The 25,643-nt window shown below is 64.8% G+C and carries 25 protein-coding genes and 2 tRNA genes; 17 read left to right on the top strand and 10 right to left on the bottom strand.

All coding sequences use genetic code 11. The annotated features are described in order from the left end of the window. The first annotated feature begins 40 nt into the window (after positions 1-40). The 3 genes from E0504_RS11990 to E0504_RS11980 all read left to right on the top strand — a co-directional run bounded on the left by E0504_RS11990 (position 41) and on the right by E0504_RS11980 (position 3,447). Positions 41-532 carry a MarR family winged helix-turn-helix transcriptional regulator gene (locus E0504_RS11990; RefSeq protein WP_131624322.1) on the top strand — a complete coding sequence of 164 codons (492 nt, stop codon included), beginning with the start codon at positions 41-43 and terminating at the stop codon, positions 530-532. A 472-nt stretch (positions 533-1,004) separates the two neighbouring features. Beyond that, complete coding sequence (locus E0504_RS11985; RefSeq protein ID WP_131624320.1) at positions 1,005-2,588, top strand: AarF/ABC1/UbiB kinase family protein; 1,584 nt, start codon at positions 1,005-1,007, stop codon at positions 2,586-2,588. A gap of 88 nt (positions 2,589-2,676) precedes the next feature. Then, positions 2,677-3,447 (top strand): NUDIX domain-containing protein, encoded by a 771-nt coding sequence (locus E0504_RS11980; RefSeq protein ID WP_131624318.1) that lies wholly within the window; start codon positions 2,677-2,679, stop codon positions 3,445-3,447. A gap of 369 nt (positions 3,448-3,816) precedes the next feature. Here E0504_RS11980 and E0504_RS11975 read toward each other — a convergent pair whose 3' ends face one another. The 3 genes from E0504_RS11975 to E0504_RS11965 all read right to left on the bottom strand — a co-directional run bounded on the left by E0504_RS11975 (position 3,817) and on the right by E0504_RS11965 (position 8,557). Continuing rightward, on the bottom strand, positions 3,817-5,034 hold the full coding sequence (locus tag E0504_RS11975; RefSeq protein WP_131624316.1) for a site-specific integrase: 1,218 nt from the start codon (positions 5,032-5,034) through the stop codon (positions 3,817-3,819). A 343-nt stretch (positions 5,035-5,377) separates the two neighbouring features. Then, positions 5,378-6,619: a DUF2254 domain-containing protein gene (locus E0504_RS11970; RefSeq protein WP_165938490.1), complete on the bottom strand. Its 1,242-nt coding sequence runs from the start codon at positions 6,617-6,619 to the stop codon at positions 5,378-5,380. Positions 6,620-6,784: 165 nt separating this feature from the next. After that, on the bottom strand, positions 6,785-8,557 hold the full coding sequence (locus E0504_RS11965; protein WP_131624313.1) for a DUF885 family protein: 1,773 nt from the start codon (positions 8,555-8,557) through the stop codon (positions 6,785-6,787). 128 nt (positions 8,558-8,685) lie between these two features. On the opposite strand from E0504_RS11965, the gene E0504_RS11960 reads away from it, so the two are divergent. The 4 genes from E0504_RS11960 to accC all read left to right on the top strand — a co-directional run bounded on the left by E0504_RS11960 (position 8,686) and on the right by accC (position 11,531). Next, the gene (locus E0504_RS11960; RefSeq protein ID WP_131624311.1) at positions 8,686-9,099 is read left to right on the top strand and encodes a holin family protein; all 414 of its coding nucleotides are present in this window, start codon (positions 8,686-8,688) and stop codon (positions 9,097-9,099) included. Between the two features lie 92 nt (positions 9,100-9,191). Then, on the top strand, positions 9,192-9,626 hold the full coding sequence (locus tag E0504_RS11955; protein ID WP_131624309.1) for a type II 3-dehydroquinate dehydratase: 435 nt from the start codon (positions 9,192-9,194) through the stop codon (positions 9,624-9,626). Positions 9,627-9,688: 62 nt separating this feature from the next. Beyond that, entirely contained in the window at positions 9,689-10,174 is a 486-nt protein-coding gene (accB, locus tag E0504_RS11950; RefSeq protein WP_207912496.1) for an acetyl-CoA carboxylase biotin carboxyl carrier protein, read from the top strand. Between the two features lie 7 nt (positions 10,175-10,181). After that, entirely contained in the window at positions 10,182-11,531 is a 1,350-nt protein-coding gene (gene accC, locus E0504_RS11945; protein ID WP_131624307.1) for an acetyl-CoA carboxylase biotin carboxylase subunit, read from the top strand. 64 nt (positions 11,532-11,595) lie between these two features. On the opposite strand, the gene E0504_RS11940 is transcribed toward accC, so the two are convergent. Continuing rightward, positions 11,596-12,111: a hypothetical protein gene (locus E0504_RS11940; RefSeq protein ID WP_131624305.1), complete on the bottom strand. Its 516-nt coding sequence runs from the start codon at positions 12,109-12,111 to the stop codon at positions 11,596-11,598. An 89-nt stretch (positions 12,112-12,200) separates the two neighbouring features. Beyond that, entirely contained in the window at positions 12,201-12,668 is a 468-nt protein-coding gene (locus E0504_RS11935) for an Lrp/AsnC family transcriptional regulator (RefSeq protein WP_131624303.1), read from the bottom strand. A gap of 287 nt (positions 12,669-12,955) precedes the next feature. Between E0504_RS11935 and E0504_RS11930 the strand changes: the two genes are divergently transcribed. The 4 genes from E0504_RS11930 to E0504_RS11915 all read left to right on the top strand — a co-directional run bounded on the left by E0504_RS11930 (position 12,956) and on the right by E0504_RS11915 (position 15,832). Beyond that, a complete protein-coding gene (locus E0504_RS11930) occupies positions 12,956-14,527 on the top strand; it encodes a sensor histidine kinase KdpD (RefSeq protein ID WP_207912495.1) in 1,572 nt (523 codons plus the stop codon). Positions 14,528-14,557: 30 nt separating this feature from the next. Continuing rightward, positions 14,558-15,556: a polysaccharide deacetylase family protein gene (locus E0504_RS11925; protein ID WP_131624301.1), complete on the top strand. Its 999-nt coding sequence runs from the start codon at positions 14,558-14,560 to the stop codon at positions 15,554-15,556. 80 nt (positions 15,557-15,636) lie between these two features. Beyond that, a tRNA-Ile gene (locus E0504_RS11920) sits at positions 15,637-15,712 on the top strand. A gap of 43 nt (positions 15,713-15,755) precedes the next feature. Continuing rightward, positions 15,756-15,832, top strand: a tRNA-Pro gene (locus E0504_RS11915). 37 nt (positions 15,833-15,869) lie between these two features. Here E0504_RS11915 and E0504_RS11910 read toward each other — a convergent pair. After that, positions 15,870-16,439 carry an NADPH-dependent FMN reductase gene (locus E0504_RS11910; RefSeq protein ID WP_131624299.1) on the bottom strand — a complete coding sequence of 190 codons (570 nt, stop codon included), beginning with the start codon at positions 16,437-16,439 and terminating at the stop codon, positions 15,870-15,872. 137 nt (positions 16,440-16,576) lie between these two features. Here E0504_RS11910 and E0504_RS11905 point away from each other — a divergent pair, with 137 nt between their 5' ends. Beyond that, positions 16,577-17,344: a potassium channel family protein gene (locus tag E0504_RS11905; RefSeq protein WP_131624297.1), complete on the top strand. Its 768-nt coding sequence runs from the start codon at positions 16,577-16,579 to the stop codon at positions 17,342-17,344. On the opposite strand, the gene E0504_RS11900 is transcribed toward E0504_RS11905, so the two are convergent. Further along, positions 17,328-18,701: a M20/M25/M40 family metallo-hydrolase gene (locus E0504_RS11900; protein WP_131624296.1), complete on the bottom strand. Its 1,374-nt coding sequence runs from the start codon at positions 18,699-18,701 to the stop codon at positions 17,328-17,330. The genes E0504_RS11905 and E0504_RS11900 overlap by 17 nt on opposite strands. Before the next feature lie 115 nt (positions 18,702-18,816). Between E0504_RS11900 and ettA the strand changes: the two genes are divergently transcribed. Then, on the top strand, positions 18,817-20,490 hold the full coding sequence (ettA, locus tag E0504_RS11895) for an energy-dependent translational throttle protein EttA (RefSeq protein WP_131624294.1): 1,674 nt from the start codon (positions 18,817-18,819) through the stop codon (positions 20,488-20,490). A 108-nt stretch (positions 20,491-20,598) separates the two neighbouring features. Here the strand turns inward: ettA and E0504_RS11890 are convergent, their stop codons facing one another. Then, on the bottom strand, positions 20,599-21,897 hold the full coding sequence (locus E0504_RS11890; protein WP_165938489.1) for a L,D-transpeptidase family protein: 1,299 nt from the start codon (positions 21,895-21,897) through the stop codon (positions 20,599-20,601). A gap of 330 nt (positions 21,898-22,227) precedes the next feature. Between E0504_RS11890 and E0504_RS11885 the strand changes: the two genes are divergently transcribed. Beyond that, the gene (locus E0504_RS11885; protein WP_131624290.1) at positions 22,228-22,449 is read left to right on the top strand and encodes a hypothetical protein; all 222 of its coding nucleotides are present in this window, start codon (positions 22,228-22,230) and stop codon (positions 22,447-22,449) included. Between the two features lie 54 nt (positions 22,450-22,503). Beyond that, the gene (locus E0504_RS11880) at positions 22,504-22,725 is read left to right on the top strand and encodes a hypothetical protein (RefSeq protein ID WP_131624288.1); all 222 of its coding nucleotides are present in this window, start codon (positions 22,504-22,506) and stop codon (positions 22,723-22,725) included. 21 nt (positions 22,726-22,746) lie between these two features. On the opposite strand, the gene E0504_RS11875 is transcribed toward E0504_RS11880, so the two are convergent. Next, on the bottom strand, positions 22,747-23,127 hold the full coding sequence (locus E0504_RS11875) for a helix-turn-helix domain-containing protein (protein WP_131624559.1): 381 nt from the start codon (positions 23,125-23,127) through the stop codon (positions 22,747-22,749). Positions 23,128-23,223: 96 nt separating this feature from the next. Here E0504_RS11875 and E0504_RS11870 point away from each other — a divergent pair, with 96 nt between their 5' ends. Together E0504_RS11870 and E0504_RS11865 are read left to right on the top strand one after the other, a co-directional pair. Beyond that, positions 23,224-23,799: an FMN-dependent NADH-azoreductase gene (locus E0504_RS11870; RefSeq protein ID WP_131624286.1), complete on the top strand. Its 576-nt coding sequence runs from the start codon at positions 23,224-23,226 to the stop codon at positions 23,797-23,799. Positions 23,800-24,052: 253 nt separating this feature from the next. Next, positions 24,053-25,027 (top strand): RcnB family protein, encoded by a 975-nt coding sequence (locus tag E0504_RS11865; RefSeq protein ID WP_131624284.1) that lies wholly within the window; start codon positions 24,053-24,055, stop codon positions 25,025-25,027. 93 nt (positions 25,028-25,120) lie between these two features. Here the strand turns inward: E0504_RS11865 and E0504_RS11860 are convergent, their stop codons facing one another. After that, positions 25,121-25,642, bottom strand: coding sequence for a cytochrome b (locus E0504_RS11860; RefSeq protein ID WP_207912494.1), 522 nt, complete (start codon positions 25,640-25,642; stop codon positions 25,121-25,123). Position 25,643 lies beyond the last annotated feature (1 nt).

Genomic DNA, 25,643 nt, shown 5'->3' with positions numbered 1-25,643 from the left:
GAAGGTAGGATTGCAGGGTCGGTTTAGCTAGGCAAACGGCATGGACGATAGTGCCGAGCCGCTGAGTCGATCACGCCGAAATGTCATCACCGACGATGACCAAATTCTATATCTGCTGAACGAAGTAAGTCGAGGCGCGAGAAGGGCATACGATGCGCGGGCCGCCAAGACCGGGTTTAATCAGACCCAGTGGAGGATCATCGGGCAACTCCTTCGCGACCCATCGCTGACGCAGTCGGAAATCGCCAAGGCGCTCGAGCTTGAATCGGCAACTATCGGGCAGGCGGTTGCTGTACTCTGCGCACAAGGGTTACTGGAAAGGCGGCGAGCTGAAACGGATCGAAGGGCATGGAAGCTCATCCTGACGCGCAAGCTTGGTGCCCTAATCCCCGAACTGAGAGAGGCGGCGGATCAACTCCACACTGTGCTTTGGCGCGACATAGCGCCAAGCGATAAACACCTTTTGAAACAGCTTCTCGCTAAAATTTCGGCAAACCTAGAAGGATCTGCGACGGTGCCGGACTCCCGCTGACGTGTGCTCAAGTCGAGCGCCTGCCCCTGACCGCCCGCGGGCGTTGAATCAGCGGATGCCGTTAGATCGAACGCACGAGTGCGAGTCCTTGGCCGCGTGGGATTTGAGATCGTCCTATGAAGCGGCGAGCCGAGCTCGGAGCTGCCTTGTGCATAGGGTACATGGTAAACCACTTTACAAAAAATCTTGCGTGGCTAAAATCTGTCCTCGAGGAAGGATCATCCTTTCCTCTCCTTGACTTGGGGGGGGGGCAACTCCCTGGGTTGCCCCCCTTTTTTTGTATTGGCGTACCCCGCTGAAGAAATGGGCGGGAGCATCGAGAATTAGAATTGAAGGAGGCGGAGTTGCTGTGGTGGCTCCGGGGCGGTCGTTCCGTCTTTCGCAGGGCTGCGAGCGTCCAGCCTGCGGAGATGATACCACAATGGGTAGCAAGAAACCGAGATCATAGCGGGTCTGAGAAGGAAACGGAGACATGACCGCTTCTCGGGAAAACCCGATCAGCAACATCGCACGTGCCGCCGAGATTGGGCAGATCCTCGTCAGGCATGGCGCCAAAAATCTCGCTGGCACACTCGGGATCGTTCCTCATCCAGAGGGTATCTTCGACCCACGCGAATTTCGTCCGGCCGCTGTCGTTGCGTTCCTGCGAGATATCGGACCGGTCGGTATCAAGCTGGGTCAGCTTCTCGCCACGCGCAGCGATCTGTTTGGCGAACACTGGATTGCGGCATTCTCAACGCTGCACGATCAGGTGTCGCCAGTGCCTTTTGCACTCATAGAGCCCGTTCTTGCTTCAAGCTGGGGTGAGGATTGGCGGAGCGACTTCGCGCGATTCGATGAACAGCCTCTGGCCTCGGCCTCCATAGCGCAAACCTATTCCGCCGAACTGCGGGACGGCAGCGAAGTCATCGTAAAGGTGCGGCGGCCAGGTACCGCCGCGCGGATGGAAGCAGATGTACGCCTCCTCTTACGCCTTGCTGGGATCGCCGAAGCCCGATCTCCGGATATCGCGCGCTACCGGCCAGTCGAGTTTCTACGGACCTTCGGCCGCAACCTGGCCTGGGAGATGGATCTGGCTGCGGAATCCCGAGCCTGCGAGCGGGTCGGCGCCTATCTCGATACCATCGGCAGCAAAACCCCGGCGATTCACTGGGAACTGACGGGGTTGCGGGTCAACGTTCAGGAACGCCTGTACGGCAGAACGGCTTCTTCGCTGGGCACCGCCTCGGGCGACCCGCAGATTGCGGCTTTCGCCAAAAGGTATGCGGACGCAGTCCTGCGCATGATCATCCTGAACGGTGAATTCCACGGCGACCCGCATCCCGGTAATGTCTTCCTGATTGGCGAAGAGGATGTCGGTTTCATCGATTTCGGATCGGTCGGCACGCTGACCAAGGCCAGGCGCGACGAGATCGTCCGCCTCGTGCTCGCGATCGCCGGTGAGGAACCGAACGCTGTCGCCGATGTCCTGCTCGGCTGGGCGGAGGAACCGAAGGTAGATCGCGCCGCGCTTGGGGTGGATCTGGATCAGTTGATCGGAGAGTTCAGGGGGACCGTGCTTTCGGGCATCGAGTTCTCGCAGATTTTTTCGCGCGTGTTCGATCTATTGCGGGATTATAAGTTGGTCCTGCCACCCGATCTCGCCATTCTTCTGCGTACCCTGTTGACTGCAGAGGGTTTCGTCCGATCGCTGGCACCCGACTATAACATCGCCCAAGAAACCCGGCCGATCATCGCGGAGCTTCTCACAGAGCGGTTCTCGCTCGGCAGCGCTCGGACGGGTTTGAAGAAATTCGGCGGTCAGCTGCTGGGTCTATCGGCTTCCTTGCCCGGATTGCTGGCCAATGCGAACTCGATCGCGAGGTCAGGATACCTGCCAATACAGCTCGACCCGGCGAGCGTCGAACGGCTTGCGGCCGCTCGCCAAGAGACCCCGTCCACCAAAGGGCCGATAGGCGCCGCACTGATTGTTTCCGCCGCGCTTCTTGTCGGTCAATCCTGGTTGCTCGCGGGTATCTCGCTGGCGAGTGCCGCCGTGGTCTTGCTCCGCAAATGAACATTTGCTCCGCAAATGAACATCGGGCGGTTTATGGGTTTCTGGGTGCGAGTGCCCGGACGGGGCAGATCTACACAAGGAGAGTAGCATGACGTTACGAAATCCCGTCGCTCCGGTTCCGGCGGCCACCATGCTGCTTCTTCGCGACGACCCTGAGTTCGAGGTTTTGATGGTCAAGCGGCACCATCAAATCGATTTTGCCTCCGGAGCGTTGGTATTTCCTGGCGGGAAGCCGACGGCTAGTGACGAAGCCCCTGGATGGGCAGATCATTGCTGCGGCTGGGAAAATTTTGACCACACGCAGCGGACCTTGCGGATCGCTGCGATCCGCGAAGCCTACGAAGAAGCGGGGATTCTCCTGGCCGAGAATAACGACGGCACCGAATTCGAGGACGCGTGCGACCTCGAAAGCCGCAAAGCGGTAGAGGTGGGAACGCGGGCGTTTTTAGACATCGTCCGCGATGCCGGCGTGCGCCTGCGCCTTGACCCCCTAATTCATTTTGCCAGATGGATAACGCCGACCTTTATGCACAAGCGCTTCGACACACATTTCTTTGTTGTTCGAGCTCCCGACCGCCAGATTGCGGCATGCGATGGCTACGAGACTGTCGATGCGGAATGGCTTTCGCCGCGCAAGGCGCTTCAATTGGGGGAATCTGGCGAGCGAACGATTATCTTCCCCACCCGGCTAAACCTGCAACTGCTGGCGGAAGCAGACAGCGCCGAAGAGTGTGTTGCCAAGGCCATTGCTCGTAAAATCGTGACGGTCATTCCTGAGATCGTCCAGCGCGAGGGCAAGAACGTCCTCACGATTCCAGAAAATACAGGATATGGTCCCGCATTCGAAGTCATGGGCTAAGAACCGAATGGGAGAGGCCTAGGAACTAGGTATTCACGTGACGACGCGTGCATCCACGTGACCGGCGTCGGAATTTGCGGCGGAGCTAACACAAGTCGATAAGCTTAAACCATACGCGCGACAGAGAACCTTGCTCTGGTAGCGCGGTAGCGGCGTATCGGTTGTCCCGACCACGTAGCGTGCCTATCGCTAGATCCCAACGAACAGAAGCGCCGCAAAGGTCTGGTATTGGCCGTATGTCTGTATCGCGTGAACGACAACAATTGGGCGCAAAGCTGACATCCGCGCGGCAGCGCCCGATAGGGTAGCGAGCGTCAGATCAGAATGGTTTGTTTCAACACAACTAAACTGGAATTCGTTGGCGCGCGATCACGCTGCCTTTTTAAGCACTTTAGACTTCTTCGGTTTCTCCCACCGCGTCGCTTGATAGCTCTCCACCATCGCTACAAGCTTGTCGCTCCATGCGTCGAGTGCAGCGCGCTTTTCATCCAACCAGTCGTGCCTCTGGTACACTGATGCAACGCCGGCTTGCGTGACCGACACGTGATTAAGAATGGCCTCGGTAACTTCGAAGCGTACGCCCAGCCGTTGCATGTTGGTTGCCACAGTGCGCCGCAGATCGTGCAAGCGCCATGGCCGGACCGTTGGGTCAGTCGTCCCTGCGAGCATCGCATCCAAGCGCGCTTTTACCTTCGAGAATCCGGATACGGGCGTGCCTGGGACGTGCGAGAAAACAAAGCCTGAGCGTGGCCACTTGCGCTCCTCTTCGTCGTCGGCCTCTACACCTGCTATTGCGTCGAGTGTAGCCAGCGCAGCGCGATTGAGCGGCACGACGTGATCGCGACCGTTCTTCGTCCGGCTGCGCGGGATTTGCCAAATGCGCCCCACCCTATCGAGCTCAGACCATTCGATATGCGCGACTTCCCTAAGACGCTGGCCCGTCAGAATAAGCATGTGAACTAAGTTGCCCCAGACGGGCCCTAGCTTAGGCGCGGTGGCTGCCACAACGACTAGCTCATCGTCAGCCAGGATGTGATGCCGCTCTGGAGCAGCGCGCGGCACCTTCATGCCGAGCGTCGGCGACTTCTCGATGTCTCCGCGGCCGAGCGCCCAGTTGAAGATCGTGCGCATGAGCACGAATACGTTACGTGGCAGCGCAGGCCGGCCGTCCGGAATGCGGTCGAGCACCGCCGTGATGTCGCGACGAGTTATCGAGCAAAGCGTCTTTTTGCCAAGCACGGGAAGGAGCCAGCGTTCGATGTCGCTCTTGCGATTGATGTACGTGCGCGGCGCCCAGTTGCGCTGACTGTCTGCGAGGAAGTGCTCAGCTAACTGTTCAAAGCGGCCATGGAGCTGCTGACGCTCTTTCTCCTGCTCGGCGACCGCAGGGTCCTGCCCCAAGCCCACCATGTGGAGCACACGCTCAGCTTCCGCGCGCGCTGTTAGCGGTGTCCACGGACTTCCGTCAGCGCCAATGGTGCGCCTCTTCGTTGGGAAAGCGCGCCCACCCATACGATACTGTACGACATAGACCTTCCGCCCACTGCGGGTGACCTTCAACCCAAACCCTTCAGATCCGGGTCCCACAGAAAGTAGTCGCTCGCTCGCGGGCCTGCGGCATCAACCACTTTGCGAGTGAGTTTGCGGCGCTCCATACCTTGCCTCGATCTCGTTTCCAGCAATCACATAGCAATCACCGTGCTCACATGACAGCTAGAATACGGATAGAGGTCATTGTCATCGATTTCGCTAAATTTTGCGCTAAATGCCTGTCAAGCAATCGAATTTGAGAAAAGCATGCGTGTCGGATTAATACACTGGGGGTGTGGGGGTCGGAGGTTCGAATCCTCTCGTCCCGACCAGTGGTTTCAGCTTTCTTTGCCAGCGCGCGGCCGCGCCGCGGGCATGGTTGCCCCTCAAGACCCGAAATCTACGCCGCGCACGCCCGCAGCGCTCGCCGCTCCGCGGCTAGCAGCGATCGATTTCCGGGGTCCGACAGCGTCGCGTCCACCTCATCCAGCGCAGCAAGGGCGCGGGTGCGCGCGTTGACGTCCCCCGCCAGGTACGGACGCAGCTGGCCGAACGCGCTGGCGAGGTAATCTTCGAAGCCCAGACGATCGGCGACCAGCCGGGCCTCGCCACCCTCGCCCGCCATGACGTCGGGGGCCGGTCGCATGAGAGCAAGTTCGGACAAGGCCGCGCCCAGCCAGTCGATGCAGGCGATCGCGGTGAAGGGATCGTTGACCCCGGGCGACAGGGCGCGCGTGGCGATCTCCACCAGTTCATCGATGCCAAAGCGCAAATCCTGCTGCGCGCTCCGGCGATCACCGATGGCGAAGGCGGCGTTGCATGCTTGCGCGATCGACGGATCCACCGCTTCTCCAGGCCAGACCTCCACGATCGCGCGGCCCTTGTGCATGAAATCACCCGCGCGGCGGACCAGTCGCACCGTCAGCTGATGACGCTCGGCGAAATCGATCAGCACGCCTTCGTCGATCGCTTCGATATAGCCTGTCCGGTCGGCGGCGACGCGGACCGCTCCATCGAGGGGCGATGCCGGCGGTCCGGGTAACAGGTCGCTGCGCTCGGCGGCACGGTCGCGGATGTCGCTGAGCAGCTGCCTGCCGATCTTCGCGATCACGTTGTTGATGTGGATGCCCGAGGTGACGTGGTGCACGAAGTAGATCAGCACGCTGATCGACAGGATCGCCAGCGCCAGCGCCCCGAACATCGCTACGTGCGGCACGAATGCCTCGCGCACGGCGCCTGCCGTGTCGGCGCTCGCTTCTTCCGCGCTGCGGATCGTCCTCAGCACTACCAAGCAATAAAGGAACGTCCCCACGAACACGCCCAGGGTCACCTGATTGCCGCGATCGCGGATGAAGTTGCTCAGCAATCGCGGCCCGTACTGGCCCGAGGCGTAGGTCACGGCCGCCAGGGTGATCGAGAACACCACGCCCGCGACAGTGATGGTCGACCCTGCGATGGTGGCAAGGATCTGGCGGGCGCCATCGGGGCGCGTGCCATAGAGCCATTCGTAGCGGCCCAGCCAGGCATCGCCGATCCGCACATCGAGCAGGATGGCGGCAAGGCCCAGCACCAGCCCGACCAGCGCCAGAAGCCCGGGGACGAACCAGTAGCTGTCGCGGATGTCCTCGACCAGCTTGCGCACGCGTACGCGAAACGCCATCCGCTCAGCCCGCGCGCGTCGCTGGCGGCGCACAGGTCGCCAGGAAACCGCGCGTCATCGCGCAGCCGCTGCCGGCACTTCCGCTGTCGGCGGTCATGTGCTTCCCCTTTTGAGGGTCAACGCGGGTCAGCGGGAATGGTCCCGGGGTCAATCGTACGTCACGCCCGGCAACCCCTGCCCGCCATCGGCGATGAAGGCGTCGATCCGCGCTTCGAGTTCGGGCAGCGGCACCGATCCGAGCGCCAGCACCACATCGTGGAACTTGCGGATGTCGAACGCCGCACCCAGCGCGCCTTCGGCCTTGGTCCGCATCCGCCGGATGGTCATTTCCCCCAGCTTGTAGGCGAGCGCCTGGCCGGGCCACGAGATGTACCGGTCCACCTCGGTCTCCACCTCGTGCCGCGACAGCGCGGTGCGGTCCGCGAGATAGGCGATGGCCCGGTCGCGGGTCCAGCCATCGTGGTGAATGCCGGTGTCGATCACCAGCCGCGCGGCACGCCACATCTCGTAGCTCAGCCGGCCAAAGCGTTCTTCCGGCGTGCGGTAGATGCCCATCTCCTCGCCCAGGAACTCGGTGTAGAGGCCCCAGCCTTCGCCCATCCCGCTAAAATAGAGGTTGCGGCGGAACTTGGGCTGCTCGCCCTGCTCCTGCTGGAACGTCATCTGGAAGCTATGCCCCGGCGCGCACTCGTGCAGCGTCAGCGCGGGGATGTTGTACAGCGGGCGGGACGCGAGATTATACGTGTTCATCTGGCACGCGTCCAGACCGCCGCGCCCCGCGGTATAGAAGGGCGCGATCGCATCGGCGACCGGCCGGATAGTGAAGCGCCTGCGCGGCAGGAAACCGAAGTAATCGGCCAGCTTCCCGTCCACCCGCTTCACCACGTAGGCGGATACGCCCATCAGCTCGTCGGGCGTGGCCGCGACCTGCGCCGGATCGGTGCGCAGCTTCTCGGTGAACTGCGCGATCGTGCCGGTGAAACCGACCTCGGCCATGATCTTGCGCATTTCGCCTTCGATCCGGGCGACTTCGGCCAAGCCGGTCCGGTGGATCTCTGCCGGCGTGAGATCGAGGGTCGTGTACTGGCGGATCTGCTGCTGGTAATACGCCTTGCCATCCGGCATCGCCTCGGCCGCCAGCGTCGTGCGCGCGTTGGGCGCGTACTCGTCGCGCAGGAAGGTCAGCAGTTCGGCATAAGCGGGGGTGACGCCTTGCGCGATGGCCGCGCGCCCCTCCGCCCTCAGCCGCGCCATGTCGGCGTCGGAAAATCGCGCCGGCATGTCGGCAAAGGCGCGCCAGAACGGGCTCTTCTCCGGCTCGTCGACGGTATAGGCCGCCAGGCTCGCGTCGCGCCCCGCCAACGTCACGCGCGGAACGCTGGACCCGCGCTTCAAACCTGCGCGCGCGTTGGCGATCTGCTCGTCGAAATGGCGCGGCAGCGCGCGCAGGCGGGCGATGTAATGCTCGTACTCGGTGACCGTCTGGTATCCGGTGGGCGCGTCCCAATAGCTCCAGAAATTGGAATCGCTGTCGAACGGCATCTCCCATTCGGCAAACTTCGCGTCCTCGATCGTCTCAGTCAGCGCAGCGCGCAGCACGGCGGCGTTGGTCTTTTCCGTGGACGACAGGGCCGCCAGGTCGATCGCGCCGAGCCGCCTGCGGAACTCTGCCGCCTGGGCGGCGCGGGCCTGCTGGGCAGCGGGCGTCACGGGCGCGATGGTCGGCCCCTGGTCGGTCGACCCGTCCGCGTTCTCGATCCAGCCGTACTCGCGCACCTGCCAGTTCCAGTATTCATCGTAGAGCGCCTGCAACGCCTGGTCAGCAGGCCCTGCGGCGGCGTCCTGCGCGGCGGCGCCCTGCGCGGCGGCGGTGGTGGCGGACAAGGAGAGGGCGGCGGCAAGCAACAGCGTCGATTTCATGCGCGCCTTCCTGCTGCCCGGCCGGCGTGCTGTCAAACCTGGCGGGCCAGAGCTACGAATGGTGAAAGAATTTTCCTACACAAACCCATCTGGTTACAGACCGACCGTTTCAACCGGAGTAAGCAGCCATGTCTATCCTCGACGTTCTGATCGGTCCCGTCACCTCGATCATCGACAAGGTCATTCCCGACAAGCAGGCCGCCGCGCAGGCGAAGCTTGAACTGTTGCAACTGGAAGGGACGCACGAACTCAGGCTGATCGAAACCCAGCTATCGGCCATTGTTACGGAGGCTGCGTCGTCCGATCCCTGGACCAGCCGCGCGCGGCCGAGCTTCCTCTATGTCATGTACGTGATGCTGCTCGCCGCGCTGCCGATCGGCATCCTGTCACTGTTTGCCCCCGGCACCGCCGAGACGATTGCCGGATCGATGACCGCATACCTGCGCGGCCTGCCGGATGAACTCTACGCCCTCTTCGGCACCGGCTACCTCGGCTACACCGCCGCGCGCCAGTGGGGGAAGATCAAGGGGGTGGAGGGATAAGTTGTTTCGGCTCTGAACAGTGTGACACGTGTGACACTCGCCCCAGTCCGGCATGCTTGCCCGCCGGGCCCCGGGGTCTGTAAGCAGCGCGGATGAGCAACCTCGTCTATGTCCTCAACGGTCCCAACCTCAACCTGCTCGGCACGCGGGAGCCGGAGATCTACGGCTCCGCCACGCTCGACGAGATCGCCGGGATGCTCGAGGACCGGGGGCAGGAACTGGGGCTGGAGGTCGACGTGCGCCAGTCGAACCATGAGGGCCATCTCGTCGACTGGCTGCACGAGGCGAATGCCGAAGGCGCCAAAGCGGTGCTGCTCAACGCCGGGGCCTATACCCACACCTCAATCGCGCTGCTCGATGCGATCAAGGCGATCGCCGTGCCGGTGATCGAGGTGCATCTGTCCGATCCGCTGACGCGCGAGGCGTTCCGCCATGTCTCGTACGTCGGCATGGGTGCGGTGGCCGAGGTGAAGGGCCTGGGTCCGCAAAGCTATGTCGTAGCGCTGGAAAAGGCGGCGGCGCTCTAGCGGCTTGCGGTTGGCGGACGAGCCGCGCATAGGCACTCGCCTGACACAACAAGGGGCAGGCAATGGCCGAAACCAAGGACGCAAGCGCGCGGAGCTCGGGCATGAACGTCGACACCAAACTGGTCCGTGAACTGGCCGAACTGCTGGCGGAAACCGGGCTGACCGAAATCGAGGTCGAAGATGGCGACCGCAAGGTCCGCGTCGCCCGCGGCGGGGTGATGATGGCACCCGCGCCGCAACCGGTGGCGGCCGCGCCAGCCGCGGCACCCGCGTCCGCCGCAGTCGCTCCGACGCCGGCTGCACCGGCCGCGAATGAAAACGCGCTCAAGTCGCCGATGGTCGGGACCGTCTATCTTACGCCGGAACCGGGCGCCCAGCCGTTCGTCAAGGTCGGCGACACCGTCAAGCAGGGCGACACCCTGTTGATCGTCGAGGCGATGAAGGTGATGAACCCGATCGCCGCCGACAAGGCAGGGACGATCCAGGCGATCCTGGTCGAGAACGCGCAGCCGGTGGAATACGACCAGCCGCTGGTCGTGATCGGCTGATCCGGCCATGCCGATTACCCGTATCCTGATCGCAAACCGCGGCGAGATCGCGCTGCGGATCCACCGCGCGGCCCACGAAATGGGCATCGAGACGGTCGCGGTGCACTCGACCGCCGACACCGATGCGATGCACGTGCGCCTGGCCGACCACGCGGTGTGCATCGGTCCGCCGCCGGCGACCGACAGCTACCTCAACGTCGCGGCGATCATCTCGGCGGCCGAGATCGCCCACGCCGATGCGATCCACCCCGGCTATGGCTTCCTGTCGGAGAACGCCAAGTTCGCCGAGATCGTCGAGGCGCACGGCCTCGCCTGGATCGGCCCCAAGCCCGAACACATCCGCACGATGGGCGACAAGGTGGAAGCCAAGCGGACCGCCGGCGCGCTTGGCCTGCCGCTGGTCCCCGGCAGTGACGGCGCGGTCAGCGACTTCGACGAAGCGCGCGCCATCGCGGCGGAGATCGGCTATCCCGTGATCATCAAAGCCGCGAGCGGCGGCGGCGGCCGCGGCATGAAGGTGTGCGAGGCGGAAGATCAGCTCGAAACGCTGATGCGCCAGGCCGGCAGCGAGGCGAAGGCCGCGTTCGGCGACGCCACGGTCTATATCGAAAAATATCTCGGCAACCCGCGCCACATCGAATTCCAGGTGTTCGGCGACGGGCGCGGCAACGCGGTCCATCTGGGAGAGCGCGATTGTTCGCTCCAGCGCCGACACCAGAAGGTGCTGGAGGAAGCGCCCTCGCCGATCATCACCGCCAAAGAGCGCGATCGGATGGGCATGATCTGTGCCAACGCGATGGCCGACATGGGCTACCGCGGTGCGGGCACGATCGAATTCCTGTGGGAAAACGGCGAGTTCTACTTCATCGAGATGAACACCCGCCTGCAGGTGGAACACCCGGTGACGGAGATGATCACCGGCATCGATCTGGTGCGCGAACAGATCCGCATCGCCGATGGCAAGGATCTGTCGTGCAGCCAGGCCGACATCACTTTCACCGGCCACGCGATCGAGTGCCGCATCAACGCCGAAGACGCCTGGACCTTCGCCCCTTCACCGGGAATGGTCACCGCCTATCACGCGGCCGGCGGAATGCACGTGCGGGTCGATAGTGGGCTTTACGCCGGGTATAAGATCCCGCCGTACTACGACAGCATGATCGCCAAGCTGATCGTTTATGGCCGCAACCGCGAACGATGCATCATGCGGCTGCGGCGGGCGCTCGAGGAAATGGTCGTCGAAGGCGTCAAGACCAGCATCCCGCTCCACCAGGAACTGATCCGCCAGGAGGATGTCCTCAGCGGTGATTATTCGATCAAATGGCTGGAGGACTGGCTCCGGGAACGCGAAGCCTAGCTTTCGCGCGCGCCTGAAGGGATAGCAGGGGGCGAGCCGGTCTGGCCCGCCCCCCGCGATTTGCTTACGTGCGCGGGCGGCTGCGGTTATGGCCGCCGGCGTTGTACATCACTTCGGACGTGCGATCAGCGTCGTAGCCCGATTTCTCGTCGTCGACCGACATGAACACCGCGCCGTCCTTCATCCGCGGGCTGTAGTACGCGGCGTCATCGTCATCGACGCCGTGGCCCTTCAGCACTTCGTTCATCGACCCGAACGCCGCGCCAGCCAGCGCGCCGATGCCCATCGCTTCGGGCACTACGCCGGCCGCGATCGCGCCAGCCGCCGCAATCGGGCCAACGCCGGGGATGGCGAGCGCCGCAACGCCGAGACCGGCACCCAAGGCGCCCCCGCCCAGAATACCGCGCAGGATGTTCTGGTGGTCTTCATCGGTCACGTTGCCGTCGGCGTCCGTAGTGGTGGTGGTGCGGCCATGGTGGGCTACGACCGAGATCGAATCGTCGCGCACCCCGGCGGTGCGCAGGTCGTCGACCGCGCGGCGGGCATGGTCATGGCTGTCGAAAATGGCGTGAGTAGGCATGCGAATCTCCTTGTGGGTTATCACATACTCAAGCGCCGGCGCGGCGATGCGTTCCGTCCTCGCTGCAGCAATCCGCCAACGCGGGCCGTTTAGTCGGCGAGCGGCACCCCAGGTTCCTGCTTGGCGGTCCGAATGGTCAAAGATGTCTTTACGTTATCGACATTTGGCGCGGGCGTGAGCTTGCTTGTCAGGAACTCCTGGAAGCTCTGCAGATCGGGGCTGACGATCTTGAGGATGAAGTCGATCTCGCCGTTGAGCATGTGGCACTCGCGCACCTCGGGCAGCGACTTCATGTGATCCTCGAACTCACGCAAGCTGCTTTCCGCCTGGCTTTTCAGGCTGACCATGGCGAACACCGTGATCGCAAAGCCGAGCTTCGACGGATCGAGATCGGCATGATAGCCGCGGATTACGCCCTCTTCCTCCAGCGCGCGCACGCGCCGAAGGCATGGCGGGGCGGTGAGGCCGACCCGGCTGGCGAGTTCCACATTCGTCACCCGGCCTTCGCTTTGCAGCTCTGCCAGCAATTTGCGGTCGATATCGTCGAGATTGGCCATTGCCGCGCCCCCGCGAGATGGTACCCAGACATCGCTGGGCAATAAAGGCGGCAGATTACGGCACCGCCTGCTAATTTTATTGTTTCTGCCAGCAATTGTCCCGCTTTGCAACGCGGGGCCGAGCCCCAATGTTCACATCGGCGCTCCGTGATAGAACGAGCTGGGATACCGCCTCGCACCCGCGCCGAGCGCCTGACTGGAGCATGATGCACTTCGACGACCGCCTTGCCACCGTCTTGCGCCACCGGGCGACGGGTGAGCGTGCGGCCATGACCCAGTTCCGCCAGTTGCTCGACCTGCTGGGCAACCGCCGCGCCGGCCGCGACGAATCCATGCTTGCGGCGGCGTGGCTCAGGCTGGCGGCGCTGGGCGAGACAATTGGCGCTGATCAGCGCGCGATGATGATCCGGGAACCGGGACTGCGGTTCCGCAACCCCGAACTGGCGCTGCACCTGGCCGAGGACGAGCCCGAGGTCGCGGCGGCGGCACTCTCGGTCGCGCAGCTGAGCGTGGACGACTGGGACGCGCTGATCCCGCGCCTGCCGATCCGCGCGCGCGGCTTTCTGCGCTTGCGGCGCGACTTGCCGCAGGCGACTCAGCACGTGCTCGACCGGCTTGGGATTCGCGACCGCGGTCTGCCGAGCCCCTATCCCGCCATGGACGCGGCGCCCGCCGCCCCGCTCCCGCCCCTGCGGCCGGTCCCGGCCAACGACCTGGCGGAGAGCGATGACGACTCCGCCAGCGAAATCGGCGCGCTGGTCCGCCGGATCGAGACTTTCCGCAAGACCCGCGCCGCGCGTCCGCCGGAAGAAGCGCCGCGCCTGCCGCTAAACGAACGGCCCGACCAGGCGCGCTCGCGGTGCGAGGGGTTCGCTTTCACCACCGACGCCGAAGGGCGGATCGACTGGGCCGATGCGCCGATCGCGCCGATGGTCATGGGGGCACTCGTCCCCGTCGCCGCGGACAGCGGGCGCAACCAGCACCAGCCGCTGCGCCGTGTCGCGATGACGTGGAGCGGCGCTCCGGCGGTAGCGGGCGACTGGCTCATCGATGCGGGTCCCCGCTTCTCCGATCCGGGTGGCCGGTTCATGGGCTACGCGGGCCGGTTCCGGCGGCCAGCACTCGCCGCCGCTGCCGCCGCGTCCAGCCCGCAGGCGGATCGCATGCGTCAGTTGCTGCACGAACTGAAGACCCCGGTGAACGCGATCCAGGGCTTTGCCGAGGTGATCCAGCAACAGCTGTTCGGCCCCACCCCGCACGAATACCGCGCCCTGGCCGCGACGATCGCGGGCGACGCGGCGCGGATGCTGGCGGGGTTCGACGAGCTTGACCGGCTGGCGCGGCTGGAGAGCGGCGCCCTGTCCCTGGACGAAGGGAGCTCGGACTTCGCACAGACCTTGCAGGGGCTGATCGTACAGCTGGGCGAGGTGTTACGCAGCCGCAATGCGCAGTTTCTCAGCGAGATCGACGGGGCCGCGGGCGCGGTGCCCCTCGCCCGCCACGATGCCGAAGCGCTCGCCTGGCGGCTGCTGGCGACGGTGACCGGCGCGACCGGTCCGGGCGAAGTCATTGCCCTGCGCCTCTCTCGCCTGGCGAACGGTGTGCAACTGCGCATTGCCCTGCCCGCCTCGCTGGCCACGCAGGACGACGTCTTCGCCGCTGACTATCGCGCGGGCAGCGGCGCGGTGAGTGCGGGGATGTTCGGCGCCGGCTTCGCGCTGCGGCTTGCCCGGGCGGAGGCGCGGGCCACAGGCGGCGACCTGGTGGCCGCGAACAAGGCGCTGGTCCTCACCCTCCCCGGCTTGACCGCCGCCGAGGGGCAACTTAGCCACGACCGCGCTGGCGCCGCTCACGGCTGACCTCACGCCGCCCGCCAGTGGGGGAGTTGCATGGATCGTCCGATCACCCAGCCGCCGCTCCCCGGTTCGGCCGCGCGCTTCGCCCCCCGGTTCGGCACCCGCTCGCTGCTGACGGTCGATACGGAAGAAGAATTCAACTGGGCGGACCCCTTCACTCGCGACGGGCACGGACTGATGCACGTGCCGCGGATCGCCCGCTTCCAGGAGTTCTGCGAAGGGCTGGGGGTGGTGCCGGTGTACCTCGTCGACTGGCCGGTCGCCACCTCGCCGCTGGCGATCGACATCATCGGCAGCGCGGTCAAGGCGGGCCGCGCCGAAGTCGGCGTCCAGCTTCACCCATGGGTCAATCCGCCCTTCGATGAAGAGGTGAGCGTCCACAACAGCTATGCCGGCAACCTTCCGCCGGCGCTCGAGCGCGCCAAGTTCCTTCGGCTGCGCCGGCAGGTCGAGCAGGCATTCGAGACTACCCCGCTGATCTACCGGGCGGGCCGTTATGGGCTGGGGGCCGAAACCGCCGCCATGCTCCGCGATGCAGGGGTGCCGATCGACACCTCGGTGCGGGCGAACTTCGACTATCGGGACGGCCAGGGTCCCGATTACAGCCGCCATCCACTGGCGCCGTACTGGGTGGACGAGGCGCGTGAACTCCTCGAATTGCCCCTCACCACCGTTTATTGGGGAATGCTGCGGCGGCAGGGCCGCTGGGTGCATCCGCTGCTGCGCAAGTTACCGAGAGTGGCCGGCGCGTGCTCGCGGTTCGGCGTGCTCGAACGGATCGCGTTGACCCCCGAAGGCGTCACCGCCGAGGAAGCGCTGCGCGGCATCGACATGGCGCTGGACGATGGCCTGCCGCTGCTGGTGCTGAGCTTTCACAGCCCGTCGCTGTCACCCGGCCACACACCCTACGTCCGCACCGAAGCCGACCTTGATCGGCTGTATGACTGGTTCCGCCGCGTTTACATGTATCTGGACATGCGCGGAGTGGCTCCCACCAGCGTCAGCGAGATCATCTCCGCTGCCGAGCGTTGAGCCGCTTGCCAGCGTGCGACCCTACGTCTACCGCCCCGCGCACCGGCTTTGACCGGACCGGCCCGTCCGGTTCGGCCAGGGGGCCTGTAGCTCAGCGGTTAGAGCTGGCCGCTCATAACGGCTAGGTCGCGGGTTCGAATCCTGCCGGGCCCACCACCGGCGCCTTTCAAGGCGTGCCAGGTGGCCGGCATCGATGGGTCGGGGAGTGGCGCAGTCCGGTAGCGCGCTTGCTTTGGGAGCAAGATGTCGCAGGTTCGAATCCTGTCTCCCCGACCATTCAACCCAGTGAGAGCGAGAGAGAAAACCGGCTCGGCTAAGTACGCGGCGTTGCCGTGCGCTCGATCCACTGGGCAAATGCGTCGATGAAGGTCTGGAAGAACGTCTCGGTCCCCTCCTTCACGATTGCGCCGTCTTCGCCGAACAGGTTGAACCCGTCGCCGACATAGGCCTCTGGCTGCTGCAGCGTCGGCATGTCGAGAAACACCAGCGCCTGGCGCAGATGATGGTTGGCGCCGAATCCGCCGATGGCGCCGGGGGACACGCTCATGATCGCGGCGGGCTTTTTGGCCCACGCGCTGCTGCCATAAGGGCGCGAACCCACGTCGATCGCGTTCTTGAGCGCGCCGGGCACGGACCGGTTGTATTCCGGCGTCACGAACAGCACCGCATCGGCCGCGCTCACCTCGCGGCGGAAACGCTGCCACGCGTCGGGCGCGCCGGCTTTCTCTACGTCCTCGTCATACAGCGCGAGATCGCCGATCTCGACGATCCGCAGCGTCAGGTTGGCAGGGGCGAGGCGCGCGAGCGCCAGCGCGGCCTTCCGGTTGACCGATTCCTTGCGCAAGCTGCCCACGATCACCGCCACGTCGAATTGCTGCGCCACTATTGGTTGCTCCTGCAAGAAAGTGTGCCCGTCCGCTGACCGAACGCGCGGGCGGGCGGGTGTTTCCGGCGCCCTTCCCGGACCCGCTTGCGCGCCCCGTGCGTCTTTCCTGTACGATCGCGGCAGGGGAGCAAAGGATGCGACAGCAGATCGAGCGCTGGCGCGCGCTCAAGGACCTGGACGACTGGCTGCGTGCGCCCATGCTGATGCTCAGCCTGGCATGGCTGGCGCTGATTGTGATCGACCTCACCGGCGAAACCAGCCCGCTTCTGGGCAACCTGGCGGTGGTCATCTGGATCATCTTCATCGCGGAATTCGTAATCCGTTTCGTGCTGGCCCCGCGCAAGCGCGCATTCCTCAAGCGTAACTGGCTCACCCTCATCGCGCTCATCGTCCCGGCGCTGCGGCTGTTCCGTGCCCTGGCGATCCTGCGCGCCGCGCGCGGCCTGCGGCTGATCCGGATCGTCACCACCGCGAACCGCAGCATGAGGGCGCTGCAAGCCACGCTGCGCCGGCGGCAATTTGGTTATGTCACCGCGCTGACCGGCCTGGTGATCGCACTCGGAGCGGCCGGAATGCTCAATTTCGAACCCGCGAGCGAAGTCGAAGGCGGGTTCGCCGGCTACTGGGACGCGCTATGGTGGACGGCGATGTTGCTGACCACCATCGGCAGCCAGTTCTGGCCCGTCACGACCGAAGGCCGCGTGCTGGCATTGCTGCTGTCGATCTATGGCCTCGCGGTGCTCGGCTACCTGACCGCAACCATCGCCAGCTTCTTCATCGGACGCGATGCCGAGGACCACGACGCGCCGGTCGCCGGCGCCGCCGAACTGGCCGAACTGAAGGCCGAGGTGGCGGCGCTGCGCCGCGCGATCGAAAGCTCGCGCGCTACGCCCCCGGGGTGATCGCGCCGGCTTCGTTCGCGAGGATGCCGACCACCTGGGTCCAGACGGCGACATTCTGCCGCAGTTGCACGGGATCCACCTTGTCCAGTGTGTCGTCAGGCGTGTGGTGGAGGTCGAAATAGCGGGTGCCGTCCTGCTGCAGATCAAGGATGGCTGACTTCGATTCGCGCGCCAGGTTCAGGTCCGCCCCGCCGGTGGCCACCTCCTGCGACGGCGCTACCCCGAAACGCGCGACGGCCTTGGCCAGGCGCTGATAGAGCGCGGGCGCGGATTGCGTGAAGTTGCTGTCGAACCGCCAGATCCGGTCGGCGCCAAAGTCGCTCTCGATGCCGGCGTGAATCGCCTCGCCCCGGTGGGCCGCGGCGTAGGCGCGGCTGCCCCACAGGCCGGTCTCCTCCGCCCCGGCAAACAGCAGCCGGATGGTGCGCAAGGGCCGGTCGCCCCGCGCGATCTGCTTGGCGGCGGCGGCGATGATCCCGCAGCCCGACGCGTCATCGATCGCTCCGGTGCCCAGGTCCCAGCTATCGAGATGGCACGCGATCAGCACCGGCGGCAGCTTCGGATTGCGGCCGGTGATTTCGGCCACCACGTTGCCGCTGTCGGTTTCGCCCAGCACGCTGGGGGTCAGCGTCAGTTTCATGCGGATCGGCTTGCCGCGGGCGAACATCCGCTCAAGATTGTCGGCATCCGGGTTGCTCAGAGCGCCGGCCGGGGTTGGCGTAACGCCCTCGGCGAAGGTGGTTCCGCCGGTATGGGGGGTGCGGTGGTTCTCCGTCCCGATGGAGCGGATCACGGTCGCGACCGCGCCCTTGCTCGCCGCGAGGCTGGCGCCGGTCCACCGCGCAGGGCCGGCAAATCCGTAGCCGGAGCCATCCTGCGTCGGGCGCATGTCGTGGCTGATGAAGGCGATCTTGCCCGCCAGGCTGCCCGCCGGGGCCGCGACCAGGTCGGCATACGTCGGGAAATACGCCACTTCCGCCGTCAGGCCCGCCGCCCCGGTCGAGGCGGTGTTGCCGAGGGCGGTAATCTTCATCGGCTGGGCGAAGGTCCCCACGATCTCGGCGCGTTCCTCGCCCCGCACCCAGGTCTGCATCTTGTAGGGTTCGACCTTCACGCCCGCGAAGCCGTTGGCCTTGAGCCACTTCACCGCCCAGTCCCGCCCGCGCGCTTCCGCTTCGGTGCCGGCCTGGCGCGGACCGACTTCGGTGGTGATCCCTTCGACAAAGTCCCACGCGACCCGATCGTTCTCCAGCGCGTCATCAGCTAGCCGCTCGAGCGAGAGCGGCGGCGGCGCGGCAGACGCGGCGGTTGCGGCGAGGAGCGACAGCGCGGCGAGCGCGGAGAAATGCGACTTCATGCCCGCGCTGCTAGCGCCTCGCATCGGCGGTGCCAACCCGCTTGCCCCTCCCCGCGCCAACCCCTATCTGGCGGCCAACTTTCAGACACACTCTGCTTTATTTCGAGGACCACCGATGGCCGCCCAGTACGCATACGTCATGAAAGGCATGACGAAGACCTTCCCCGGCGCGCCCAAGCCGGTGCTGAAGGACATCAACCTGCAGTTCTACCAGGGCGCCAAGATCGGCATCGTGGGCCCCAACGGCGCGGGCAAGTCGACCCTGATCAAGATCATGGCCGGGATCGACAAGGACTACACCGGCGAGGCGTGGGCGGGCGAGAACATCACCGTCGGCTATCTGGAGCAGGAACCGGAACTCGATCCGACCAAGACCGTGCTGGAAAACGTCAAGGACGGGGCGCGCGAAACCGCCGACATGGTCGAACGGTTCAACGCCATCGGCATGGAAATGGCCGAGGAGGGCGCCGATTTCGATGCGCTGGGCGCCGAGATGGCCGAACTGCAGGACAAGATCGACGCGGTCGACGGGTGGACGCTCGACAACCAGCTCGAGATCGCGATGGAGGCCCTGCGCTGCCCGCCGGGCGACATGGGGGTGGAAAGCCTGTCGGGCGGCGAAAAGCGCCGCGTCGCGCTCACCCGCCTGCTGATCCAGAAGCCGGGCATCCTGCTGCTGGACGAGCCGACCAACCACCTCGACGCCGAAAGCGTCCAGTGGCTCGAAAACCACCTCAAGGAATACGCCGGCGCGGTGCTGATGATCACCCACGACCGCTATTTCCTGGATAACGTGGTCGGCTGGATTCTCGAGCTCGATCGGGGCTCGTACTACCCGTACGAGGGCAACTATTCGACCTACCTGGAGAAGAAGGCCAAGCGGCTGGAGCAGGAAAGCCGCGAGGAATCCGGCCGCTCCAAGGCGCTCAAGGACGAACTGGAGTGGATCCGCCAGACCCCGGCCGCGCGCCAGACCAAGTCCAAGGCGCGTATCCGCAAGTTCGAGCAGCTGCAGGAAGCGCAGAACAACCGCAAGCCGGGCAAGGCGCAGATCGTCATCCAGGTGCCCGAGCGCCTCGGCGGCAAGGTGATCGAGGCGAAGGGCATCTCCAAGGCATACGGCGACAAGCTGTTGTTCGAAGACCTCAACTTCATGCTGCCCCCCGGCGGCATCGTCGGCGTGATCGGCCCGAACGGCGCCGGCAAATCGACGCTGTTCAAGATCCTCACCGGCAAGGAGACGCCCGACAGCGGCACGGTGGAGATCGGCTCGACCGTCCACCTCGGCTTCGTCGACCAGAGCCGCGACGATCTCGATCCCAAGAAGAACGTGTGGGAGGAAGTGTCCGACGGCCTCGATTACATGAAGGTCAACGGCCACGACATGTCGACGCGCGCCTATGTCGGCGCGTTCAACTTCAAGGGCGCCGACCAGCAGAAGAACGTCGGCAAGCTGTCCGGCGGCGAACGCAACCGCGTGCACATGGCCAAGATGCTCAAGGCAGGCGGCAACGTCCTCCTGCTCGACGAGCCGACCAACGATCTCGACGTCGAGACCCTAGGCGCGCTGGAAGAAGCGATCGAGAACTTCGCCGGCTGCGCGGTGGTCATCAGCCACGACCGCTTCTTCCTCGATCGCCTGGCGACGCACATCCTGGCGTTCGAAGGCGACAGCCACGTCGAATGGTTCGAAGGCAACTTCGAGGCGTACGAGGAAGACAAGCGCCGCCGCATGGGCGATGCAGCGGACCGGCCGACGCGGCTCGCCTACAAGAAGCTGACGCGGTAAATTGGCAGCAACGCGCCTGCCTGCATACTGCCGGGTATCGGCCCATTGCCGACGTTCCGTAGAAGGTGCTTCGAACACAGGTGACGATGCCAGAGACACCAAGCAGCGTTAGGACTGGGCTCCCTTCTCCATGGGTTCGAGGCCTGCGCTGCGGGTGGCTGCAAACATCTGCGGCATCGCCAGCGCGTCAAACCCATAGGGGTCGGGGCGGAACTGGACGCTTGTGCCGCTGAGCATCACGGTAAGGTAAGTCATCAATACAGGGACCGGCTTCGGCAGCTCGAGAACTTGCTCAGCTGCCGGCCCGGGCTGCGGAACACCGCCGTACACCCACGATGCGAATCGGCGATAGTCCTCCAGCCGAACACAACCATTGCTCAGCCAGCGGTCCTTTGAGTCGAACACTTCCTTGGTCGGGGTATCGTGGAGATAGATGCCGTAGTCGTTCGGCATCTCGAATTTCATCTCACCCATCGAATTCCACGGGCCGGGCAGCTGGCGCACGCGGATGTTGCTCTTGCCCGCTGCGACCTGCTTCCAGTTGACGGTCTTCGGATCGACCACCTGGGCAGCGGGCGTCCAATCGGACAGCACCTCGTAATGAAAGTTCTTCAAGTAGGAGACGCCCTGATTGAGCACGCGCTTGGCCGTCACGGTCTGGATCATGTCCGGCGGCACGTTCCAGTACGGATTGGCCTTCGCGCGCTGCATCAGAACCGCTAGCATTGGCGTATTGGTCTTCGGCGCGCCGACGATCACGCGCATGCTGGCCACCACCTTGTCACCCTGAACGAGGTATGCTTCGGCCGCGCCTGAATCGACCACCACATATCGGTCGAACGTGCGGGTGACCGGCAGGCGGTAGGCACGTTCCATGTTGATTGCGATCCGGCGAGCATAATGATCCGCGCCCAAGTTGAGCGAGGCGATCGTCGACCGGCCAGCAACGCCATCGGCGTCAAGGCCATGCACGCGCTGGTACTCGGTCACCGCGCGCAAAAGCGTCTCGTCATAGCCGCCCCCTTCAGGCAGCCCTAAGCGGGTCCGAAGCTGCTCCACGCGCCTTCCCTTAGAGCCCGCCTTGAGCGGACCGCCCGCGGCAACCTTGATCTGCGGCAAACCGCCCCAACTTGTTTTGTACCGTTCGAGACCGCCCGCGAGGCCGAGGAAAACCGAGTTAGGTTCTTTCCCTCGCGTCTCTTCGCGACCCTTGAAGATGCGCTGGAGCCAATTTCGCGGCTTTTGCTTCGGCTTCGCAACTTCGGCCATCTGCGGATCAACATAGATGAAGTCGATCCCCTGCTTAATCGAAGCGGGGATCGCGATCGGCTCATCGCCTCGTGGATTCGCCGACAGGGGGCTGGCGGCCATTAATGCAGCGGCACCCAAGAGCAGACTGATTTTCATGCAGTTTTTCTCCAGGCTGCGATCAGCCTCTGACCAGGCCCTACGGCATTGGAATTTCAGTAGGCTGAACCCGATGACCGCAGCGTTGACCGCTTTCCACCCGTTTCTGGACATGCGCGGCCGACTGTTTCGCCCCTGAAGCGGTCAGAATGCGAAGCGGGCGGATAGCTGCCCGACCACAGCAGCCGGCTGATCAGCTGTATGCTTCATCCCGCGAGCCATTTGGGATTTCGGGCGATCTGTGCTAGTTCATCCACATCGCGGTCGATCTGAATAAGCGCCCCGCGACTGAGAGATTGTTTGTGCTCCCGCTTGTGACCGGAGCTACAGATGGATCTCAACCGCCTTTATTTCGATCATCAGGCGTCGCTGATCGCGGCTGACCGGACCTGTTCCAACGACAAGCGGTCTGCCCATCTGCTCAGCGCGGCGGCCATTGCCGACCATATCGCCGCGGCGCAGGCCGCGCTTGGCGCCGAAGCGTCCGCCTGGTGGTCCACGCCCGCCTTACCTGAGGCCGAACGCCACCGCGGCGCATGGCAGTGCTGGTGACGTCCCTCGATCGCCCGATCGTCCTCTTAACCCCCACGCGCAAAGGTCCCGCCCATGAAGCCCGATAAAGCCTACGTTCCCCTAAAACCGTTCCTCATCACCAAGAATGACGACGGCATGATCCGCCTGACGGTGCGCGAGACGCGTTACAACAGCCAGGGTTATCCGCTGGTCACCGCGACCGTGGTCGACCAGGCGTTCGAAACCGCGACCAAGGCGCGCCAGCATGCGGCTGCGGAGTTCCGCGCGAAGCCCGGCGAATTTGCGATGAAGTAAGCCGGGCGACCGGCCGCCCGCTCAGGCGGCCTGGTCGATCGCCCCGTCATACGCCGCCCGGTTCGCGTGGATCTGCGGCAGGTGCGCGAACGTCCAGTCCGCCAGCGCCATCACCGGCACGGCAAGCGATCGGCCGAGCGCGGTCAGGCGGTATTCCACCGATGGCGGCACGGTCGGGTGGACGATGCGTTCGACCATCCCGTCGCGCTCCAGCGTGCGCAGGGTGCGGGTCAGCATCTGCTGGCTGATGCCGCCGACTTCGCGCTTCAGTTCGTTGAAACGGCAGGCTTCGCCCTCCAGCGACTTGACGATCAGCACGGTCCACTTGTCGCCCACGCGGCTCAGCAGTTCGCTGACCGCGCGGCAGTCCGGGTTGGCGTGGGGATGCGGAGAGGTAGTCATATCGATGTGACCTGGTCTGTAAAATTTGCGTTCTTGTGACCCTGATGTGGTCACTTATGTGGTGCTGGTCAACATTCCAGACCGGAGTTTCTGCTAATGACCATCCTGCATCTCGACAGCGCCATCACCGGCGAGGCGAGCGCCAGCCGTGAACTGACTGCCGCCATCGTCCGCGAACTGACCGCCGCTGATCCGCAAGCGCGCGTCGTCTACCGCGACCTGGCCGCCGCGCCGATCGAGCACCTCACCCTGCCCGCGTTCGCCAGCGAGGAATCGCAGTCCGCCTTGGCGGAGTTCAAGGCGGCCGACACGGTGGTGATCGGCGCGCCGATGTACAACTTCGGCGTGCCGAGCCAGCTCAAGGCGTGGATCGACCGGATCGCCATCGCCGGGGAAACCTTCCGCTATACCGAAACTGGCGCTGCCGAAGGACTGTCGGGCGACAAGCGGGTGATCGTCGCGGTGGCGCGCGGCGAGCTCTATGGTGAAGGCAGCGGCCAGGCCGCCTTCGAGCACGTCGAAAGCTATCTGCGCGCGGTGTTCGCGTTCATCGGCGTGACCGATCTGCGCTTCATTGTGGCCGAGGGGCTCAAGGTCAGCGAGACGGCGCAGGCCGAGGCGATCGCCGGCGCGCATCGCGACATCAGCCGGCTCGCGCCGCTGGCTGCGTGAGGACGCGGGGTTCCCGCTTTCCTACATCCGCGGGCGCTTGCTAGCAAAGGCTCACCTCCGACCCCCGTCTGCGTTCACCCACAAACGGACCGGGGCATGGGAGGGGGAAGTTTTCTGCTGCCATGAACAGTGTGACACGTGTGACACTTTGGCCGTATCGTTCAGTTTCGCGACAGCCAGGATTAACTAGAAAACGACTCATCGACATACGGCCGCAGGTGGTGGAGCGGCTTCTTCGATCTGGAGAACGCCCGTGAATATCAAGACCCTTCTGCGCACCGGAAGCGCCGCGGCGATTGCTGCTGCCCTGTCGTTCGGCGCCCTCCCTGCCATCGCCCATGCGCAGGACGAGGACGGTTACAAGAACCGCCGCGCCGAACAGCGCGAAGTCCGTACCGAGGCACGCCAGGCGCGCCAGCAGCAGCGGGCCGCCCAAGCTCCGCAGCAGGCTCCGCAGCGTTCGTACCAAGCCCCGCAGCGCCAGGCCGCTCAGGCGGCACCGGTGGCGCAACAGCGCAGCGGCCGCGACTGGAACCGCGGTGATCGGCGCAGCGACACCGGCACCGCTCGCTCAGGCCGCGATTGGAACCGCAGCGGCGGCGACTGGCAGGCGCAGGCTCAAGCCCGTGCCCAGGCGCAAGCCCAGGCACGCGCGCAGGCCCAGACTGCGGGCCGCGATCGCTCGGGCTGGAACGGTCGCACCGGCAGCACCGACAACACCTGGGAGCGCAACCGGACCTACACCGACAACACGCGCAACCAGACCTACCGTGATGGCTATCGCGACGGGCGCCGGATCGACAATGTCCGGGATCGGCAGCAGACGCAGAATGCATATCGCAGCGGCTATCGCGACGGTGACCGCAACGACAGCTGGCGCGACGGGCGCCGGGACGGCAACTACCGCGACAATAACCGGACGTGGAGCCGCGACTGGCGGCAGGACAACCGGTACAACTGGTACAGCTACCGCAACCAGTACCAGGATCGGTACCGGCTGGGTCGCTACTACTCGCCGTACAACAACTATCGCTACAACCGGCTGAGCATCGGCTTCCGTCTCGGCAGCCTGTTCTACAGCAACCGCTACTGGATCAACGATCCTTGGCAGTACCGCCTGCCGGAAGCATACGGCCCGTATCGCTGGGTGCGCTACTATGACGATGCGCTGCTGGTGAACGTCTACACCGGTCAGGTGGCTGACGTGATCTACGACTTCTTCTGGTAACGGACACGCTCTTCCCGGGTGGGATTGAGTGGCCTGTCCGGGAAAAACTGGACCCCCGTCAGCTTCGGCCGGCGGGGGTTCTTTTCCGCCAACTCAGCCGCGGGGATTGCCGAACGGCAGCATCCGCCACAGCGTGCCGTCCTTGTCCCAGAACGTGTGCTTCAGCGCGCCCGCCACATGCAGCGCGATCAGCCAGACCATCGCCCCGCCCAGCGTTTCGTGGATCTCGAACAGCGTCTCGCCAGTGTCGGGATTCCGGCCCACCGGCAGCGCGGGTATCTGGAACAGCCCGAACCAGTCCACCGGCTTGTCGAACGCCGAGGAGCCCAGCCAGCCGAGCAGCGGCAGTCCCACCAGCAGGACATAGAACGTCACGTGCACGGTCTTGGCAAGGACCCGCTCCCACGGCTTGAGATCGCCCGTTCGCACCGCCGAAGGATGCGCCAGTCGCCAGGCGAGCCGGACCAGCGTCAGCGCCAAGATGGTCATGCCGATCGCCTTGTGCGTCGCCATCAGGCTCGCGCCCGCTTCGCGCGGGCCATCGTGGGCGCTTTCGGCGAGCCGCCAGTTGACGATCACCGCGATCGCGATGACCCAGTGCAGCAGCATCGCCACC

The organism is Parafrankia sp. BMG5.11, from assembly GCF_004337455.1.
Note: the sequence above shows the minus strand (reverse complement) of the source record. Positions and strands in the feature narration are given on the sequence as shown.